Annotated in this window: 15 protein-coding genes; 12 read left to right on the top strand and 3 right to left on the bottom strand. The window is 68.3% G+C overall.

Going from position 1 to position 15680, the window contains the following annotated elements; genetic code table 11:
- Positions 1-29: 29 nt before the first annotated feature.
- The 9 genes from kdgD to AC5RUK_RS14695 all read left to right on the top strand — a co-directional run bounded on the left by kdgD (position 30) and on the right by AC5RUK_RS14695 (position 9844).
- The gene (kdgD, locus tag AC5RUK_RS14735) at positions 30-974 is read left to right on the top strand and encodes a 5-dehydro-4-deoxyglucarate dehydratase (protein WP_494152631.1); all 945 of its coding nucleotides are present in this window, start codon (positions 30-32) and stop codon (positions 972-974) included.
- 92 nt (positions 975-1066) lie between these two features.
- On the top strand, positions 1067-2668 hold the full coding sequence (locus tag AC5RUK_RS14730; protein ID WP_494107369.1) for an aldehyde dehydrogenase (NADP(+)): 1602 nt from the start codon (positions 1067-1069) through the stop codon (positions 2666-2668).
- A gap of 3 nt (positions 2669-2671) precedes the next feature.
- Positions 2672-4000, top strand: a complete 1329-nt coding sequence (locus AC5RUK_RS14725) for an enolase C-terminal domain-like protein (RefSeq protein ID WP_494107368.1) — start codon at positions 2672-2674, stop codon at positions 3998-4000.
- A 100-nt stretch (positions 4001-4100) separates the two neighbouring features.
- The gene (locus AC5RUK_RS14720; protein ID WP_494152630.1) at positions 4101-5087 is read left to right on the top strand and encodes an AEC family transporter; all 987 of its coding nucleotides are present in this window, start codon (positions 4101-4103) and stop codon (positions 5085-5087) included.
- A gap of 167 nt (positions 5088-5254) precedes the next feature.
- Positions 5255-5887 (top strand): trimeric intracellular cation channel family protein, encoded by a 633-nt coding sequence (locus tag AC5RUK_RS14715; protein WP_494152666.1) that lies wholly within the window; start codon positions 5255-5257, stop codon positions 5885-5887.
- Positions 5887-6855: an Lrp/AsnC family transcriptional regulator gene (locus AC5RUK_RS14710; protein WP_494152629.1), complete on the top strand. Its 969-nt coding sequence runs from the start codon at positions 5887-5889 to the stop codon at positions 6853-6855. Before AC5RUK_RS14715 ends, AC5RUK_RS14710 begins: the two co-directional genes overlap by 1 nt.
- Positions 6856-7027: 172 nt before the next feature.
- Entirely contained in the window at positions 7028-7792 is a 765-nt protein-coding gene (locus AC5RUK_RS14705) for a DUF5058 family protein (RefSeq protein WP_494152628.1), read from the top strand.
- 27 nt (positions 7793-7819) lie between these two features.
- Positions 7820-8548: a hypothetical protein gene (locus tag AC5RUK_RS14700; RefSeq protein ID WP_494152627.1), complete on the top strand. Its 729-nt coding sequence runs from the start codon at positions 7820-7822 to the stop codon at positions 8546-8548.
- A 117-nt stretch (positions 8549-8665) separates the two neighbouring features.
- Complete coding sequence (locus AC5RUK_RS14695) at positions 8666-9844, top strand: amidohydrolase (RefSeq protein ID WP_494152665.1); 1179 nt, start codon at positions 8666-8668, stop codon at positions 9842-9844.
- 54 nt (positions 9845-9898) lie between these two features.
- Here the strand turns inward: AC5RUK_RS14695 and AC5RUK_RS14690 are convergent, their stop codons facing one another.
- The gene (locus tag AC5RUK_RS14690; protein WP_494152626.1) at positions 9899-10963 is read right to left on the bottom strand and encodes a Gfo/Idh/MocA family protein; all 1065 of its coding nucleotides are present in this window, start codon (positions 10961-10963) and stop codon (positions 9899-9901) included.
- Between the two features lie 53 nt (positions 10964-11016).
- The gene (locus AC5RUK_RS14685) at positions 11017-11808 is read right to left on the bottom strand and encodes an IclR family transcriptional regulator (protein ID WP_494152625.1); all 792 of its coding nucleotides are present in this window, start codon (positions 11806-11808) and stop codon (positions 11017-11019) included.
- 234 nt (positions 11809-12042) lie between these two features.
- Here AC5RUK_RS14685 and AC5RUK_RS14680 point away from each other — a divergent pair, with 234 nt between their 5' ends.
- Genes AC5RUK_RS14680 through AC5RUK_RS14670 form a run of 3 tightly spaced genes read left to right on the top strand, consistent with a single transcriptional unit; the run spans position 12043 to position 14685 of the window.
- Positions 12043-12759 (top strand): CoA transferase subunit A, encoded by a 717-nt coding sequence (locus AC5RUK_RS14680; protein ID WP_494152624.1) that lies wholly within the window; start codon positions 12043-12045, stop codon positions 12757-12759.
- A 25-nt stretch (positions 12760-12784) separates the two neighbouring features.
- The gene (locus AC5RUK_RS14675) at positions 12785-13495 is read left to right on the top strand and encodes a CoA transferase subunit B (RefSeq protein WP_494152623.1); all 711 of its coding nucleotides are present in this window, start codon (positions 12785-12787) and stop codon (positions 13493-13495) included.
- Positions 13495-14685, top strand: coding sequence for an acetyl-CoA acetyltransferase (locus AC5RUK_RS14670; protein ID WP_494152622.1), 1191 nt, complete (start codon positions 13495-13497; stop codon positions 14683-14685). Before AC5RUK_RS14675 ends, AC5RUK_RS14670 begins: the two co-directional genes overlap by 1 nt.
- Positions 14686-14904: 219 nt before the next feature.
- On the opposite strand, the gene AC5RUK_RS14665 is transcribed toward AC5RUK_RS14670, so the two are convergent.
- Entirely contained in the window at positions 14905-15567 is a 663-nt protein-coding gene (locus AC5RUK_RS14665) for a uracil-DNA glycosylase (protein ID WP_494152621.1), read from the bottom strand.
- Positions 15568-15680 lie beyond the last annotated feature (113 nt).

The following is a 15680-nucleotide window of genomic DNA, read 5'->3' as shown; positions in this document are numbered from 1 at the left end:
CCGCGGCACCATCGCAAAGGAAGATGCACGTGGCCCAGTACACGCCCCATGAACTCGCAGACAAGCTCAAGGACGGGCTGCTGTCCTTCCCGGTGACGGCGTTCGATGCGGAATTGAACATCGACGAAGCCGCCTACCGCAACCACCTGGACTGGCAGTCCAGCTTCGAGGTCGCCGGCCTGTTCGCCGCCGGCGGCACCGGTGAAGGCTTCAGCCTTACCCCGGCCGAGTCCGCCCGCGTGGTGCGGATGGCCGTCGAGGAAGCGGGCAGCCGGGTTCCGGTGCTTGCTTCGGCCGGCGGCTCCACCGCCCAGGCCATCCAGAACGCCAAGGACGCGGAGGCCGCGGGAGCCGAGGGCCTGCTGCTGCTGCCGCCGTACCTGACCGAATGCGACCAGGCCGGCCTGATGGCGCACGTTTCGGCCGTGTGCGCCGCCACCAACATCGGCGTCATCGTCTATAACCGGGCGAACGCCATTTACGCCGCGGACACCGTGGCGGCACTGGCCGACCGGCACGCGAACTTCATCGGCTTCAAGGACGCCCTGGGCGACATCGAGCACCTCACCAAGGTCTACGCCAAGAACGGCGACCGCCTGTTCTACCTCGGCGGCCTGCCGACCGCGGAAACCTTCGCCCTGCCGCTGCTGCAGCTGGGCATGAGCACCTACTCCTCCGCCATGTACAACTTCGTGCCGGAGTTCGCCCTGGACTTCTACCGCGACGTCCGCAACCAGGACCGCGATGCCGTGACCGAGAAGCTCAACCGCTTCGTCCTCCCCTACCTCGACATCCGCGACCGGGTTAAGGGATACGGTGTTTCCATCGTCAAGGGCGGCCTGAAGGCCGTCGGCCGCGACGCAGGCTTCGTCCGCCCGCCGCTGCAGGACCTGACCGAGAAGGACATCGCCGACCTGTCGGCCCTGATTGACGCCGCCGGCATCCGACCGGCAGACGTCCCGCAGAACGCCTAGGTTCCACGCCCGGAAGCGGCCGCCCTGACAGGGGCGGCCGCTTTCCGCCCATCAGCCACAGCAGACCATCCGCAGTCCAGAAGGAGCATCCGATGCCCAGCACGCAGACAACTCTGACAGGCCACTCGATCATCGCCGGCGAAGCCGTGACAGGCACCGGCGGCACGGTCAACGGTTTCGATCCTGCCACCAACAACGTCCTCGAACCGGCCTACAGCCTCATCGACGCAGCCCAGCTGGCTACCGCCACCGCCGCCGCCGCGGAAGCTTTCGACTCCTTCAGCACGCTGGATCCGGAAACGCACGCTGCCTTTTTGGAGAAGATTGCCGAGAACATCGAAGCGGTCGGTGAAGAGCTGGTGGAACGCGCGATGGCCGAAACCGGCCTGCCCGCCGCTCGGCTGAACGGCGAACGCGGCCGCACCACCGGCCAGCTCCGCCTGTTTGCCGCGGTGGTGCGTCAGGGCGACCACCGCGGCGTCCGCATCGACCCGGCCCAGCCGGACCGCCAGCCGATGCCCCGGGCGGACATCCGCCAGCGCAAGGTTCCGCTGGGTCCGGTCGCCGTGTTCGGCGCCAGCAACTTTCCGCTGGCTTTCTCCACCGCCGGCGGAGACACCGCCTCCGCGCTGGCCGCGGGCTGCCCGGTGGTGTTCAAGGCTCACAACGCCCACCCGGGCACCAGCGAAATCGTCGGGCACGCGATCGCCAGCGCGGTGGCCGAGGCCGGCCTGCACCCCGGCGTGTTCTCGCTGGTCTACGGCCCCGGCGCCAGCATCGGGCAGGCCCTGGTCGCCGATCCGGCCATCAAGGCCGTCGGCTTCACCGGCTCGCGCTCCGGCGGCACCGCCCTGGTGGCCACGGCCGCGGCACGGCCGGAACCCATCCCGGTCTACGCCGAAATGAGCTCCATCAACCCGGTCTTCTTCTTCGACGGCGCGCTCAAGGGCGACCTGGATGCCCTTGCCGCCGCCTACGTCGGCTCGGTCACCGGTTCCAGCGGCCAGCTCTGCACCGCCCCCGGGCTTGCCTTCGTGCCGGCCGGCAACGCCGGGGACGCCTTCGCGGCCGCCGTGAGCCGCGCCCTGGCCCCGGCCGCCGGCCAGACCATGCTGACCCGCGGCATCGCCGACTCCTGGACCGCCGGCGTCGACTCCCTCGGCCGGCAGGACGGCGTGGAACTGGTGGCCCGCGGCCAGGAAGGCAGCACGCAGAACGCCCCTGCCCCGGCGGTCTTCGGCACCGATGTCCGCACCTTCCTGACCAATGACGTGCTGCACGAGGAAATTTTCGGCGCCGCCTCGCTGCTGGTCCGCTACACCTCCACCGAGGACCTGGTCACCGCCGCCAAGCGGCTCGAAGGGCAGCTGACCGCCACCCTGCACATGAGCGACGAGGACCACGCCACCGTGGCCCCGCTGCTGCCCGTCCTGGAGCGCAAGGCAGGCCGCATTCTGGCCAACGGCTGGCCGACCGGCGTCGAGGTCGGGCACGCGATGGTCCACGGCGGCCCCTTCCCGGCCACCTCGGATACCCGCACGACCTCGGTGGGCACACTGGCGATCGAGCGGTTCCTGCGCCCGGTGGCCTACCAGAACATCCCCGACTCCCTGCTGCCGGCACCGCTGCAGCAGGACAACCCCTGGAAGCTGAACCGCCGCATCGACGGCGCGCTGGAACTCGCAGGAGAGTAACGCATGAGCAACCAACCCACCATTGCCGCCGTCGAGGTGGTCCCGGTCGCCGGGCACGACTCGATGCTGCTGAACCTCTCCGGCGCGCACGGGCCGTTCTTCACCCGCAACGTGGTCATTGTGACCGATTCCGACGGCCGCACCGGCCTGGGCGAGGTCCCCGGCGGGGAGAAAATCCGCACCACCATCGAGGACGCCGGCGCCTTGGTTATCGGCCGCCCGGTGGCACGCTTCCGCAGCCTGCTGCGTGAGATCGCCGCCGCGTTCGCCGACCGCGACGCTGGCGGCCGCGGGCTGCAGACCTTCGACCTGCGCACCACCGTGCATGCCGTGACCGCCATCGAGTCGGCGCTGCTGGACCTGCACGGCCAGTTCCTGGGTGTTCCCGTGGCCGAACTCCTGGGCGACGGCCAGCAGCGCGAAGCGGTGCCGATGCTCGGCTACCTGTTCTACGTGGGCAACCCGGACGCCACCGACCTGCCGTACCTGCGCGAACCCAACGGCGCGGACGACTGGGAGCGTGTGCGCCGGGAAGAAGCCATGACGCCGGAGGCCGTGGTCCGCCTGGCCGAAGCCGCGCAGGCCCGCTACGGCTTCCAGGACTTCAAGCTCAAGGGCGGGGTGCAGGCCGGCGACCTGGAAGTCGACGCCGTCACCGCACTCAAACAGCGCTTCCCCAACGCCCGCATCACCCTGGACCCGAACGGCGGCTGGCTGCTGCAGGACGCCATCCGGTTGGGCCAGCGCATGCGGGGCGTGGTCGCGTATGCCGAGGACCCCTGCGGCGCCGAAGGCAAGTTCTCCGGCCGCGAGGTGATGGCCGAGTTCCGCCGCGCCACCGGCCTGCAGACCGCCACGAACATGATCGCCACCGACTGGCGCGAGATGGCGCACGCGGTCCGTAACAACGCCGTCGACATCCCGCTGGCCGATCCGCACTTCTGGACCATGGCCGGGTCAGTCCGCGTGGCGCAGCTGTGCAACGAGTTCGGGCTGACCTGGGGCTCGCACTCGAACAACCACTTCGACATCTCCCTGGCCATGTTCACGCAGGTTGGTGCGGCGGCTCCCGGCGAGATCACCGCCCTGGACACGCACTGGATCTGGCAGGACGGCCAGGGCCTGACCAAGGAACCGCTGCTGATCCGCGACGGCGAGATCAAGGTCCCGCAGGCCCCCGGCCTCGGCGTTGAACTGGACCGCGACCGCCTGGCAGAGGCCAACGCCCTGTACCTGGAACACGGCCTCGGCGCCCGCGATGACGCCGTCTCCATGCAGTACCTGGTGCCCGGCTGGGAATTCGATCCCAAGCGCCCCTGCCTGGTCCGCTAAACCTCCCGCCCGCTCCGCACCCTGCGGGGCGGGCGGTCTTTTCTGTTCCGCCGTTTGACTCTCTGTCCGGTTGGCCGCCCTGGGCCGGCCGGACAGAGCCGTGACTTCTGGAGGTCCCGTGGAAGGTGTGCTGCTCGGCTTCGGCGTGGTGCTGGTAATCGTGGCCGTCGGCTTTGCCGCCGCAGCCATCGTGCCGCAGAAGGCGCCGGAGATGCAGCGCGGACTCACGCCGGTGATCTACTACATCACAAACCCGGCGCTGATGCTGGTGCTGCTGTCCAACACGGATCTCGCGTCCGTCGTCGGCGTCTACACACCGATCGCGTTGATTACCGCCGCCCTCGCGGGTGCGGTTTACGCGCTGTTCAGCCGCTTCGTGCTGCGCCGCCCGGCAGCGCAGACGGCCGGCGGCGCCATGGCCTCCACCTATGTCAACGCGGGAAACATCGGGGTGCCGATCGCCCTCTACGCCGTGGGCAGCGCCGATCCGGTGGTGTCGGTGCTGCTGGCACAGCTGCTGATCATCGCGCCCGTGTACCTGACCGTCTTCGCCTGGTGCCAGCGGAAGGCGGCGGCGGGAACGCCACTCAAGCACGACGACGGTGCTGCCGTGGCTGTCCCGTTGTGGCGCACCGTGGTGAAGTCCATCCTTAATCCGGTCACCGTCGCCACCGCCACCGGCGCGCTCATCTCCGTGACCGGGCTGCACCTGCCGGAGGTGGTCTGGACGCCGGTGGAAATGCTCGGCAACGCGTCCATTCCGCTGCTGCTGATGCTGTTCGGCATGAGCCTGCACGGGCAGAAGCCGCTGACCCAACGCGCCCTGCGGGCCGACGTCGCGCTGGGCTCGGTGGTGAAGCTGGCCCTGATGCCGGCCATCGCCTGGGCGGTGGCGCACTTCGTGTTCAACGTCGGCGGCATCCCGCTGCTGGGCGTGGTGGTCATGGCGGCCTTGCCGACGGCGCAGAACGTCTTCCTGTTCACCAGCCAGTTCCGGATGCAGTCCACGCTGGTGCGGGACATCATCTTCCTGAGCTCCCTGCTCTCGCTGCCCGCCGTCCTGCTGGTCGCCCTGCTGCTGGGCTAGGGTCCGGCCTGCAGACGTGTGGCAGCGAGCCGTGTCAGCGGACGCTGCTTCCGGGGTTTGCCGGCCAGACCTGTGACAGAATCGACTGCTGTTGACGTGGGTGGCTGTGTTGCCGGTGCAGCAGTGCCGTGGCGTGAGCAGGACTCGGCGATGATTGGATGGCAGGCATGACGTTCGCGTTGATACTGGACCTCTTCGGCACGTTCTTTTTCGCCATGTCCGGATGCATCTTGGCGGCCCGGCGGAAGTTCGACATTATCGGCTCGCTGTTCTTGGGTTCGCTCGCGGGCCTGGGCGGTGGAGTCATCCGCGACTTGATCCTGGGTACCGTCCCCAGCGCTTTCAATAATCCGCTGTATATTGTCCCGCCGGTGCTGGCAGCCCTGGTGGTTTTCTTCCTGTTCCGGAGCGTGGAACGATTCCAGCGTCCGCTGCTGATCTTCGACGCCGGCGGGCTGGCACTGTTCTGCATCACCGGTACGGTCAAGGCCCTGAGCCTGGGCATGAACCCGGTTGCCTCGGCGCTGCTGGGCCTGACCACGGCCGTGGGCGGCGGATTGCTGCGCGACGTCGTGGCCAACCGGGTGCCCCAACTGTTCAGCCCGGACGATCTGTATGCCGTGCCTGCCATGTTAGGTTCTGCCTTGGTGGTCGTGCTGTGGTTTGCCGGCGTCTACGGGACGGCGGCCGCCGTGGGCGTGGCCGCCGTGGTGTTCGGACTCCGCGTGGTCTCGCTGCACTTTGGCTGGCACATTCCGCACGCCGCCCCGGTATCGCGCCTGCCGCAGGAGGACGACTGATGGGAAACACGATGGTTGAGTTGAGCTGGCTGGAGAAGCAGATCGTGGCGGCGCTCCAGACGGAGCCGCGGGCTTCCTGGCGCACCATCGCTACCGTACTGCGGGAACCGGAACGGACCGTGGCCAGGCGGGGCAGCGACCTGTTGGCTTCCGGCGTCGTGGCTGTGCGGGGCATCCGGTTGATGCCCAAACCAGTCCTGGTCGAGGTACGCTGCGCTCCGGGCACCTCCCGGATGGCAGTCCAGGCGCTGTCCCAGCGGGCTGATACTTCGTTCGCGTACACCATCACCGGCAGCAGCGACTGTCTGGCGGAGATACTGACCGACCGTGCCCGGCTACACACAGCGCTGTCTGACGAACTGCCCTCCATCGTCGGACTCCAACGCGTGAACACCTATCCCATCCTGCGCTACTTCAAGACCCTCCGTTCGTGGCAGCCGGGCATCCTGACCGGCGAACAGCAGCGCGCGCTCCGCCCGCTCCCGCTGAACGATCCGACGATTTTCGGCGAACACCCTGCCCTGACCGAAACGGACAAGGTGATCGTTACAGCGCTCTGCGAAGACGGCCGGATGTCGTTTGAAGCAATCGCCCGGCGTGCGGGCACCTCGGAAGCAACCGCGCGGCGCAGGACGGAGTGGCTTCTGGAGACCAACTGCGTGAACCTGCGCGCTTTGGTGGAGCCAGCATCGCTGGGACTGCCGGTGGAAGCATTGCTCTGGATTAAAACTGCACCGGACCGGCTGGAGTCTTTGGGCCAGCGGCTGGCCCAGCTGCCGGAATCGCGCTACGTTGCCGCGATCACGGGCGAGTACCAAATTCTGGCCGATGTGACGGTGGCCAGCAATGAGGCGCTCTACGACTTCACCAGCAGCAGCGACTGGACGGTGGACGTGGCAGCGCTGAGTACCTCGATACTGCTGGATGCTCGCAAGCGCGGCGGGCGGCTCAACCCGGTCATGTCCTAGGTCCCGGCTGGACGGCGCTTTTCGCCAAACGCACACCGCCTCAGCTGCCCTGATGGCGGATTGCGACGAAATCATGGCCGTTTCCTTCATCTATTGCGCCTGAATGGCCGAAACACGCAGGGTGGGTCCATCCTGTCCAAGTTTGTGAGACGTGCATCACGCCGGAGGAAATATGCTGACCCATTTTGTACCAACCGCCACCAATGGCGGCAGCTCGACGGATGTGTTGGCTTTGGCCAATATGCCGCTCCTGTGGATCTGTGCCGCCGGCGTCTTTGCCGTCATCGCCGTGCAGTCCATCATCTACATGAAGGCTGCACGGAAGGCTGCGCCTGCGGCAGGCATCACGCCGGAGGAACTGAGGGTCTCGTTCCGCTCCGGCGCCATTGCAGCCATCGGGCCATCACTCGCCGTCGCGCTCGTGGCCGTCGCTCTGCTGGCCGTCTTTGGAACTCCGGCGGTACTGGTGCGGATCGGCTTGATCGGATCGGCAGCCTACGAAACCGGCGCCGCGAGCATCGCAATCGGGACCACGGGAGCCGAACTGGGCGGACCAACCTACACGCAGAACGCCTTCGCCATTGCCTTCTTTGCCATGAGCTTGGGCGGGGCCATGTGGATGCTGGCCACCCTGATCCTGACCCCGCTGTTGAAGCGCGGCGGCAGCAAGCTCGCCAAGGCCAGCCCCGTGGCCATGGCCATTGTTCCCACCGCCGCCCTGCTCGGCGCCTTCGTTTCGCTGAGCATTGCCGAGGTGCCCAAGTCCCTGGTGCACGTGGTCGCACTTCTCACCGCTGCTGCCGTCATGGGGCTGTGCGCCGTGATCGGTCGGTCCCCCAGGCGCGCCTGGCTGCGTGAATGGAGCCTGGGCTTCGCCATCGTGGCCGCCCTTGCGGTCGCCTACGTTGTCCACACCGCCGGCATGCCCGCGGCCTGACCCGACCCGACCCGAGAAGGAACCGATATGTCTTCACCCGTTGTCGCCACAACTCCGGACGCCGCAGCAGACGGGCTGGCCGAATTCGACCGCACCACGTCCCGCTGGGGGCGCCTGACCATGCTCGCCGGCCTGCTGTTCTCGCTCGCGGGGCCGCTCCACCTGGTGTTCTTCGCTGATCTGGACGTGACCGCCGCCCAGCTGTGGACGGCCTTTGGCGCCGTCGCCGCGGTATTCGTGATGATCTGGCTGGTGGAGCCGATCACCTACTTCCCGATCCTGGGTCCGGCTGCAATGTACCAGGCCTTCATGATCGGCAACATCTCCAGCAAGCTGCTCCCCTCGGCGCTGGTGGCCCAGAACCGGATCGGCGCCAGGCCCGGCACGCCGCGCGGTGACTTCGCCGCCGTCGCCGCTATTTGCGGGGCCGCCGCCCTTCATCTGCTCTCGCTGGCCGTTTTCGTAGGCCTGCTGGGTACTTGGCTGATCAGTATCATTCCCGTCGACGTGATCGATGTGGTCCGGCTGTACATCCTGCCCTCCGTATTGGGGGCCGTGGTAGTGCAGGCGATCATCTCCGTCAAGCAGCCGCGCATCACCGCCGTGGCCGTGGCTGTCTCGCTGCTGGTCCAATTCGTCCTGGTGCCCCTGGTGCCCGGCACCGCCTTCCTGGCAACGGGAATCGCGGTCATGGTAACGATCGCGCTCTCTTGGCTGGTACGGGACCGCAAGCCGCTGCCCGCCGTCGAGCGCTGACCCTACAGAAGACCCTCGATCCCCAAAGCGATCCATCGGAGAAACATGACAGACCTACTCGCTCCTCATTCTGCCGCCTCTGCCTCCCTCGCCTTGACCGGCGAGGCTCAGGCGGACATGCACGACTTATATAAGCACCTGCACGCGCACCCGGAGCTCTCGATGCAGGAGCACAACACCGCTGAGCTGATCGAGCAGCGCCTTGCGAAGCTGGGCATTGAACACTTTCGCTGCGGCGGAACGGGCGTTGTGGGGATCCTGCGCAACGGCCCCGGTCCCGTCGTCGGCTTCCGGGCGGACATCGACGGGCTGCCCATCCAGGAAGACACCGGCCTGGACTATGCCAGCACCGCCACCGGCACCTTGCCGGACGGCACGGTCGTACCGGTGATGCACGGGTGCGGGCACGACACCCATCTTGCGGTGCTGCTGACCGTGGCGGGCCTGTTCGCCGAGGCGCCCAGTGCCTGGTCGGGCACGCTGGTCCTGATCTTTCAGCCCGGCGAGGAAACCGGCGCCGGAGCGGCAGCCATGGTGGCAGACGGTTTGTGGGAGCGCGCGCCGCAGCCGGAGATCATTTTCGGCCAGCACGTGATGCCCGGGCCAGCGGGAACAGTGTCACTCTCGGTGGGCAGCGCGATGGCGATGGCGGACTCGCTCAAGGTCACCGTCCTCGGCCGCCAGTCCCATGGGTCGCAGCCGCAGGATTCGATTGACCCGATAGTCCTGGGCGCCCATATGGTAGTCCGGCTACAGACCATTGTCGCCCGCGAGCTCGACCCCCGGAAGTCCGCCGTGGTGACGGTGGGAACGTTTCATTCCGGGCTCAAGGAGAACATCATCCCGGCAACGGCGGAATTCACGCTGAACATCCGCACTTTTGATCACGACGTGCGCGCCAAAGTGCTGGCATCGGTGCGGCGCATCATCGCTGCAGAGGCCGCAGCCTCCGGCGCCCCCGAGCCGCAGGTCGAGGAGCTCTACACCTTTCCGGCCTGCTACAACGAACCGGAGGAAGCTCAGGCACTCGCCGCCGTCTTCGGCGAGCTGCTCGGCGATGAGGCCGTGTCGGTACAACCTGCGCTGATGGGAAGCGAAGATTTCGGACATCTAGGCGCGGCAATTGGTGTCCCGTCGGTGTTCTGGATGTTCGGGGGCCATCCAGCAGCACGGGTGGACGGTCCCGGCCCGGTGCCGATGAACCATTCGCCGTTCTTCGGCCCGGCCATCGAACCAACGTTGTCCACCGGAGTCAACGCGGCGGTCGCCGCGCTGCTCTCGCGGCTCGCAACCTGACGCAGCCCTGCACCGGCAGCGGCCGCCCGTACAGGCCTAAGTGCCCGGTCCGCCCTATCGGCTGAACGGATTCCGTGCCCGGTTCTGCCGGTGGATCTCCTCGATGATGCGGATGGCTGCCACCGCGTCCGCGGGCTCCACGGGAACGGGGGCGCCGTCGTTGATGGCCGCCGCCAACTGCCGGTAGAACTCCGGGTAGGCGCCGGCCAGGGAGGGAACCTTGCGGGCATGGCCCGGCGTGCCGAGGGTCCCCCACCGCTCTTCGGGTTCCTCGCCGTATCCGGCTGCGCCGGGAACCGCACCGGCCCCCAGCGCGGCCTCCTGGCTGTCCGTCCCCCAGGAGGTGAAGGCGGCGGCCGAGCCGAGCACATGGAACCGCGGCGCGGGCAGCGCGGAGATGAGGTTCATCGACAGCCGCGAGCGCACGCCTGATTCGTGCAGCAGGGAGACGAAGGCGTCCTCGTCGGCGGCGGATGCTTCGGGGACGGTGTGGCGGGCGGTCTCGCCGTAGACCGTGGCGGCCGGGCCGAAGAGCGTGAGCGCCTGGTCGATCAGGTGCACGCCGAGGTCGAAGAGGATGCCGCCGCCCCCGGTGGCGCCGGCCGTCGCTTTCCACGCCCGCAGTCCCTCCGGCTTCCAGCGTTCGAAGCGCGACTCGAAGGTGTGCACCCGGCCGAGTTCGCCGTCCTCGATCAGCTTCTGCAGGGTCAGGAAATCCGAATCCCAGCGGCGGTTATGGAAGACGGAGAGCACCACGCCGGCCCGCCCGGCCTTGGCCGTCAAGGCCTCGCCTTGGGCGGAGTCCGGGACGAAGGGCTTGTCCACCACCACGTGCAGGCCGCGGTCAACCGCGGCGTCGGCGAGCGCGTAGTGGCTGGCCGGCGGGGTGCCCACCACCACGAGGTCGAGAGGCTCCGGCGCCTCGAAGAGTTCGTCCGCGGATGCCACGATCCTGGCGCGGGGGTGCGCGGCCGTTGCCTGTGCCGCCCGCTCCGGGTTGGCCGTCACGATGGCGTCCAGCGAATAGTCGCTCGCGGCCTCCAGCAACGGCGTGTGAAAGACCCGCCCGGAGAGTCCGTAGCCGATCACGGCGGTGCGCAGCGGGTGGTGCCCGGCCATGGTTGCTCCTAGCGTGCTCTGGTGCCGGCCGGAGGTGGCGGCTGCCCCCGAGCTTACCGGCGGATCTGCGGTTGCTCGCGCAGCTGCTGCGTGAGGATGTGTGCTTCCTCCAGCAGCAGCTTGCCCAGAAACTCCTGCCGGTCGGGCCGGAACCGCTGCTCGATGCCGGTCAGTGACAGCGCCCAGGCCGGCTGACCCTGCCGGTCGAAGACGGCCGCGCCCATCCCCCAGCTGCCCTCCAGGATCAGCCCGGGGTTGACCGTATAGCCCCGCTCCCGGGTTTCGGCCAGGTTGGCGCGGATCCTGTCCGGCGCATGGGCCGGGCCGAAGCGCTCGACCCGGGCACCGCCGTCGTCGAGCAGCCGGTCAATTTCCGCAGGCTCCAAAAAGGCCATGATGGCCAGCCCGGCGGAAGCGATGCCCAGCGGGAAGCGGACTCCTTCGTGCAGCACGAAGGAGCGAACCGGGAAGCTGCCTTCCACCCGGACCAGGCAGACGGTTTCGTCGCCCCGCCGGATGGACAGAAAGGCGCTCTCGCCGGTCTCGTCCGCCAACCGCTGCAGGCGCGGCCGGGCCAGGTCCTCAATCGCGAAGCGGCCGGCGGCCACCGAGCCGAGCACGTAGAGCTCAGGGCCCAAATGCCAGGTGCCCGTCCCGGCATGCTGGTCCAGCAGGCCTTCGGCAGCCAGCGAGTTCAGCAGCCGGTAGACCGTTGGCCGCGTCAGGCCCGACGCCCGTACGATGTCGGCCAGGGCCGCGCCGGTCTCCGGGGCGCGCCCGACGATCCGCAGCAGCCGGGCCACCCGGCCGACCACCTGGGCACCCTGCACCTGTTTGTCCGGCAACTGTCCTCCTGGCGGGTCCTGACCGGACGGCTGGCTCAGTTTGCCGCCATCCGATCCACAATGTGGACAGTCTACCTCCCGCTGACCATAGTGTGAATGCGGCATTCGGCCACCCGTTGACGGTTCCACCGCCGCCGCACTAGTCTGCCGCATAACAGCTGTCCATAAGATGGACAAATTCCGCGCCCCTGTGCAGACGAGTGGGTGGGGACGGCACTCAACGAGGAGGAAGCAATGTCCAAATTGACGGCAGGACCCGCCGCCGCACTGGCCGGCGTGCTGCATGACGGGATGACGATCGCGGTGGGAGGATTCGGGCTCTCCGGCATCCCCGCGGACCTGATCGACGCCGTGCGCGATTCCGGCATCAAGGACCTGACGGTGGTCTCCAACAACATGGGCGTGGACGGCAAAGGCCTGGGAGTGCTGATCGAGGCCGGGCAGGTCCGCAAGGTGCTGGCGTCCTACGTGGGCGAGAACAAGCTGTTCGCCCAGCAGTTCCTGGCCGGCACGCTGGAGGTCGAATTCAACCCGCAGGGCACGCTCGCCGAGCGCCTCCGCGCCGGCGGTGCGGGCATCGCTGCCTTCTACACCAAGACCGGGGTGGGCACCGTCATCGCCGAGGGCAAGCCGCACGAGGAGTTCGACGGCGAGCTCTACGTGCAGGAGCGCGGGATCGTGGCCGACCTGGCCCTCGTCCACGCGCACACCGCTGACACGGACGGCAACCTGATCTACCGCTACACGGCCCGCAACTTCAACCCGGTGGTGGCCACCGCCGGCCGCGTCACCATCGCCGAGGCCGAGGTGATCGTGGAGCCGGGCCAGCTGGACCCGAACCACATCGTCACCCCGGGCGTCTACGTCCAGCGCCTCGTGCAGGCCTCGGACCGCACCAAGGACATCGAACAGCGTACCGTCCGCCCCCGCCCCGCCGCCGTCGGCGCCTGACATTTCAGACCAGAAGGAGCACATCATGGCTTGGACCCGAGACGAGATGGCGGCCATCGCGGCCGCCGAACTAAACGACGGCGACTACGTCAACCTGGGCATCGGCATCCCCACGCTGGTGGCCAACAACCTGCCGGACGGCGTGCGCGTGGTCCTGCAGAGCGAAAACGGCCTGCTGGGCATGGGCCCGTTCCCTTACGACGGCGACGAGGACGCCGACCTGATCAACGCCGGCAAGCAGACCGTGACGGTGCTGCCCGGCGGGTCGATCTTCGATTCGGCCACCAGTTTCGGCATGATCCGCGGCGGCCACGTGAAGACCGCAGTCCTGGGCGCCATGCAGGTCTCCGCCGCGGGCGACCTGGCCAACTGGACCATCCCCGGGAAGATGGTCAAGGGCATGGGCGGCGCGATGGACCTGGTCGCCGGCACCCCGCGCGTGGTGGTGCTGACCGAGCACGTGGCCAAGGACGGCACGCCCAAGATCGTCAACGAATGCTCGCTGCCGCTGACCGGCGTGAAGGTGGTCAACCGGATCATCACGGACCTCGCCGTCTTCGACATTGACGATGACGGCGGCGCCCTCCCGCTGCGGCTGGTCCGCCTGGCGCCGGGGGTCACCGTGGCCGAGGTGCGGGAGAAGACCGAGCCGGACTTCGCCGTCGCCCCTGAACTGGACGACGACGCCGCCACACCGGCGGGCGCACTGGAAACAGCCCTGGAAGGAACACACTGATGAGCCTGAAGCAACATTTCGGCCGGGACATCCTGCTGACCGGCTGGGGGCATTCCCCGTTCGGGAAGCTGGCCGACGAGACGCTGGAGTCGCTGATCGTCACGGTGGCCCGTGACGCCATCTCCAATGCCGGACTGGAGCCCGGACAGATCGACGAGGTCTACCTGGGCCAATTCAACTCCGGCATGGTGCCGCTGGGCTTCGCGTCCTCGCTGGCCCTGCAGGTCTCCGACGACCTGGCAAACGTGCCGGCCACCCGGGTGGAGAACGCTTGCGCGTCCGGTTCGGCCGCCGTGCAGCAAGGGGCCAAGTCGCTGCTGGCCGGCACGGCGCGCAACGTGTTGGTGATCGGCGCGGAGAAGATGACCCATGCGGGCGCGGACGTGGTGGGTGCTGCGCTGCTCGGCGCCGACTACGAGGCCGCCGGCAAGCCGAGCTCCACCGGGTTCGCCGGCCTCTTTGCGGAAACGGCCAAGCACTACCAGAAGCGCTACGGCGAGGTGGGCGACGTCCTCGGCTCAATCGCCGCGAAGAACCACCGCAACGGCGTGGCCAATCCCTACGCGCAGCTGCGCAAGGATCTGGGCGAGGAGTTCTGCCGGACGGTCTCGGACAAGAACCCGGTGGTTGCCGAGCCGCTGCGCCGGACGGACTGCTCGCCGGTCTCGGACGGGGCCGCCGCGCTGGTGCTCAGTACCGAGGCACCGCGCCCCGAGGCCGCCGCTGCCGCAGTCCGGCTGGCAGGGTTCGGCCACGCCAACGACTTCATGCCGGCCGAAAAGCGCGATCCCATCGCCTTCGCGGGCAGCCGTGCCGCCTGGCAGCGCGCCCTGGACATGGCCGGGGTGGGGTTGGAGGACCTGGACCTGGCCGAGGTGCACGACTGCTTCACCATCGCGGAGCTGATCATGTACGAGGTCATGGGGCTGACCCCGGCCGGCGAGGGCCGCCGGGCCATCGAGGAAGGCTGGGTGTACCGCGACGGCAAGCTGCCGGTGAACCTGTCCGGCGGGCTGAAGGCCAAGGGCCACCCCGTCGGCGCCACCGGCGTCTCCCAGCACGTAGTGACCGCCATGCAGCTGTCCGGCACGGCCGGCGACATGCAGCTCACCGGCGCCCGGCGCGCGGCCGTACACAACATGGGCGGCCTGGCGATCGCCAACTACGTCAGCGTGCTCGAAGCGGTGTAGTTCGCGCGTCCTCGCGGCAACGGGCGTTCGGCAACCGGCCGGGCGTCCGTTCGCGTCCCTGGCCCCTGCCGCCGCCTGGGCCGGCCGCGGCACGCCGCCGGCCTGGCCTGCTGGCACAAGCCGCACGCCGCGTTAGCTTGGGAGGGGCGGAAGCGGGCCGTGCAGGCTTGCCGCCGTGCAGCCTTGCGCCTGGCAGGCTGCGGCCGACCCCGTGCCGAACTACGTCCCCGCGGATTGGTTGATGCCGGCCGCCAGCAACTCCTGCAGTCCCCGGCGGAACAGCTCCTTGCCGCCATGGGCCGGGTGGCGAACCTTCGGCACGTTGAGCCCGGCTGCCGCGACGCTTCGGTGCCCTATGTTCCCCACGGCAACAACAGTGTCGATGCCGAAAATCCGGGCCAGCTCCTGCCAGAGCGGCAAACCGTCTTGGATTTCGGTGCTTGAGGGTGTCCGGTTGGAGTGCGGCCGGCCGGGCTGGTGCGGGTGGAACGGGTACGCGCTCCAGAGCAGCGGCAGGAAGTCCAGGTCTGCCAGCACGTTCCACATGACCGTTGCCGTCGGCTCCGCCGGGACGGTGAGGACTTCCGGCGGAACCACGTAACCGTTGCCCGGGCCGAACATGCCGAACGGGTCATTTCCCGAAATCAGCGCCTTGTTGGTGAAGGGGACTCCGGTCACGGTCATGCCGCGGTACCCGGGGGCCTCCCCGACCAGCAGGACCTTTGGCCGGCATTCCAGCATCTGTTCAAGGTATCTGGTGATGTTGTGCCGGCGCGCAGCGTTCTCCGGCGCCGATGCCGAGAAGAAGTTGCGGCTCGCCGGGCCTGTCTCGAACTCCCCCAGCCGCACCACAAAGTCCCTGATCTCCTGCTGCGCCGTCACCATCCCAACCTATGCGATCTGTGCGGCAGAGGGCGGAACCTGCACCCCCGAACCCTCTGCCACCGAACTGTCAACAATCCAGTGGCGGGAAGACGCAGCGAAAGGGCCCTGAT

The organism is Arthrobacter sp. Y3223065 (assembly GCF_059090885.1).
Note: the sequence above shows the minus strand (reverse complement) of the source record. Positions and strands in the feature narration are given on the sequence as shown.

Coding starts and splice junctions, on each gene's coding strand:
- AC5RUK_RS14705 (WP_494152628.1), top strand. CDS start 7,028: ATGCTGACCCATTTTGTACCAACCGCCACCAATGGCGGCAGCTCGACG.
- AC5RUK_RS14675 (WP_494152623.1), top strand. CDS start 12,785: ATGGCTTGGACCCGAGACGAGATGGCGGCCATCGCGGCCGCCGAACTA.
- AC5RUK_RS14730 (WP_494107369.1), top strand. CDS start 1,067: ATGCCCAGCACGCAGACAACTCTGACAGGCCACTCGATCATCGCCGGC.
- AC5RUK_RS14710 (WP_494152629.1), top strand. CDS start 5,887: ATGGGAAACACGATGGTTGAGTTGAGCTGGCTGGAGAAGCAGATCGTG.
- AC5RUK_RS14715 (WP_494152666.1), top strand. CDS start 5,255: ATGACGTTCGCGTTGATACTGGACCTCTTCGGCACGTTCTTTTTCGCC.
- AC5RUK_RS14690 (WP_494152626.1), bottom strand. CDS start 10,963: ATGGCCGGGCACCACCCGCTGCGCACCGCCGTGATCGGCTACGGACTC.
- AC5RUK_RS14700 (WP_494152627.1), top strand. CDS start 7,820: ATGTCTTCACCCGTTGTCGCCACAACTCCGGACGCCGCAGCAGACGGG.
- AC5RUK_RS14725 (WP_494107368.1), top strand. CDS start 2,672: ATGAGCAACCAACCCACCATTGCCGCCGTCGAGGTGGTCCCGGTCGCC.
- AC5RUK_RS14680 (WP_494152624.1), top strand. CDS start 12,043: ATGTCCAAATTGACGGCAGGACCCGCCGCCGCACTGGCCGGCGTGCTG.
- AC5RUK_RS14695 (WP_494152665.1), top strand. CDS start 8,666: ATGCACGACTTATATAAGCACCTGCACGCGCACCCGGAGCTCTCGATG.
- AC5RUK_RS14670 (WP_494152622.1), top strand. CDS start 13,495: ATGAGCCTGAAGCAACATTTCGGCCGGGACATCCTGCTGACCGGCTGG.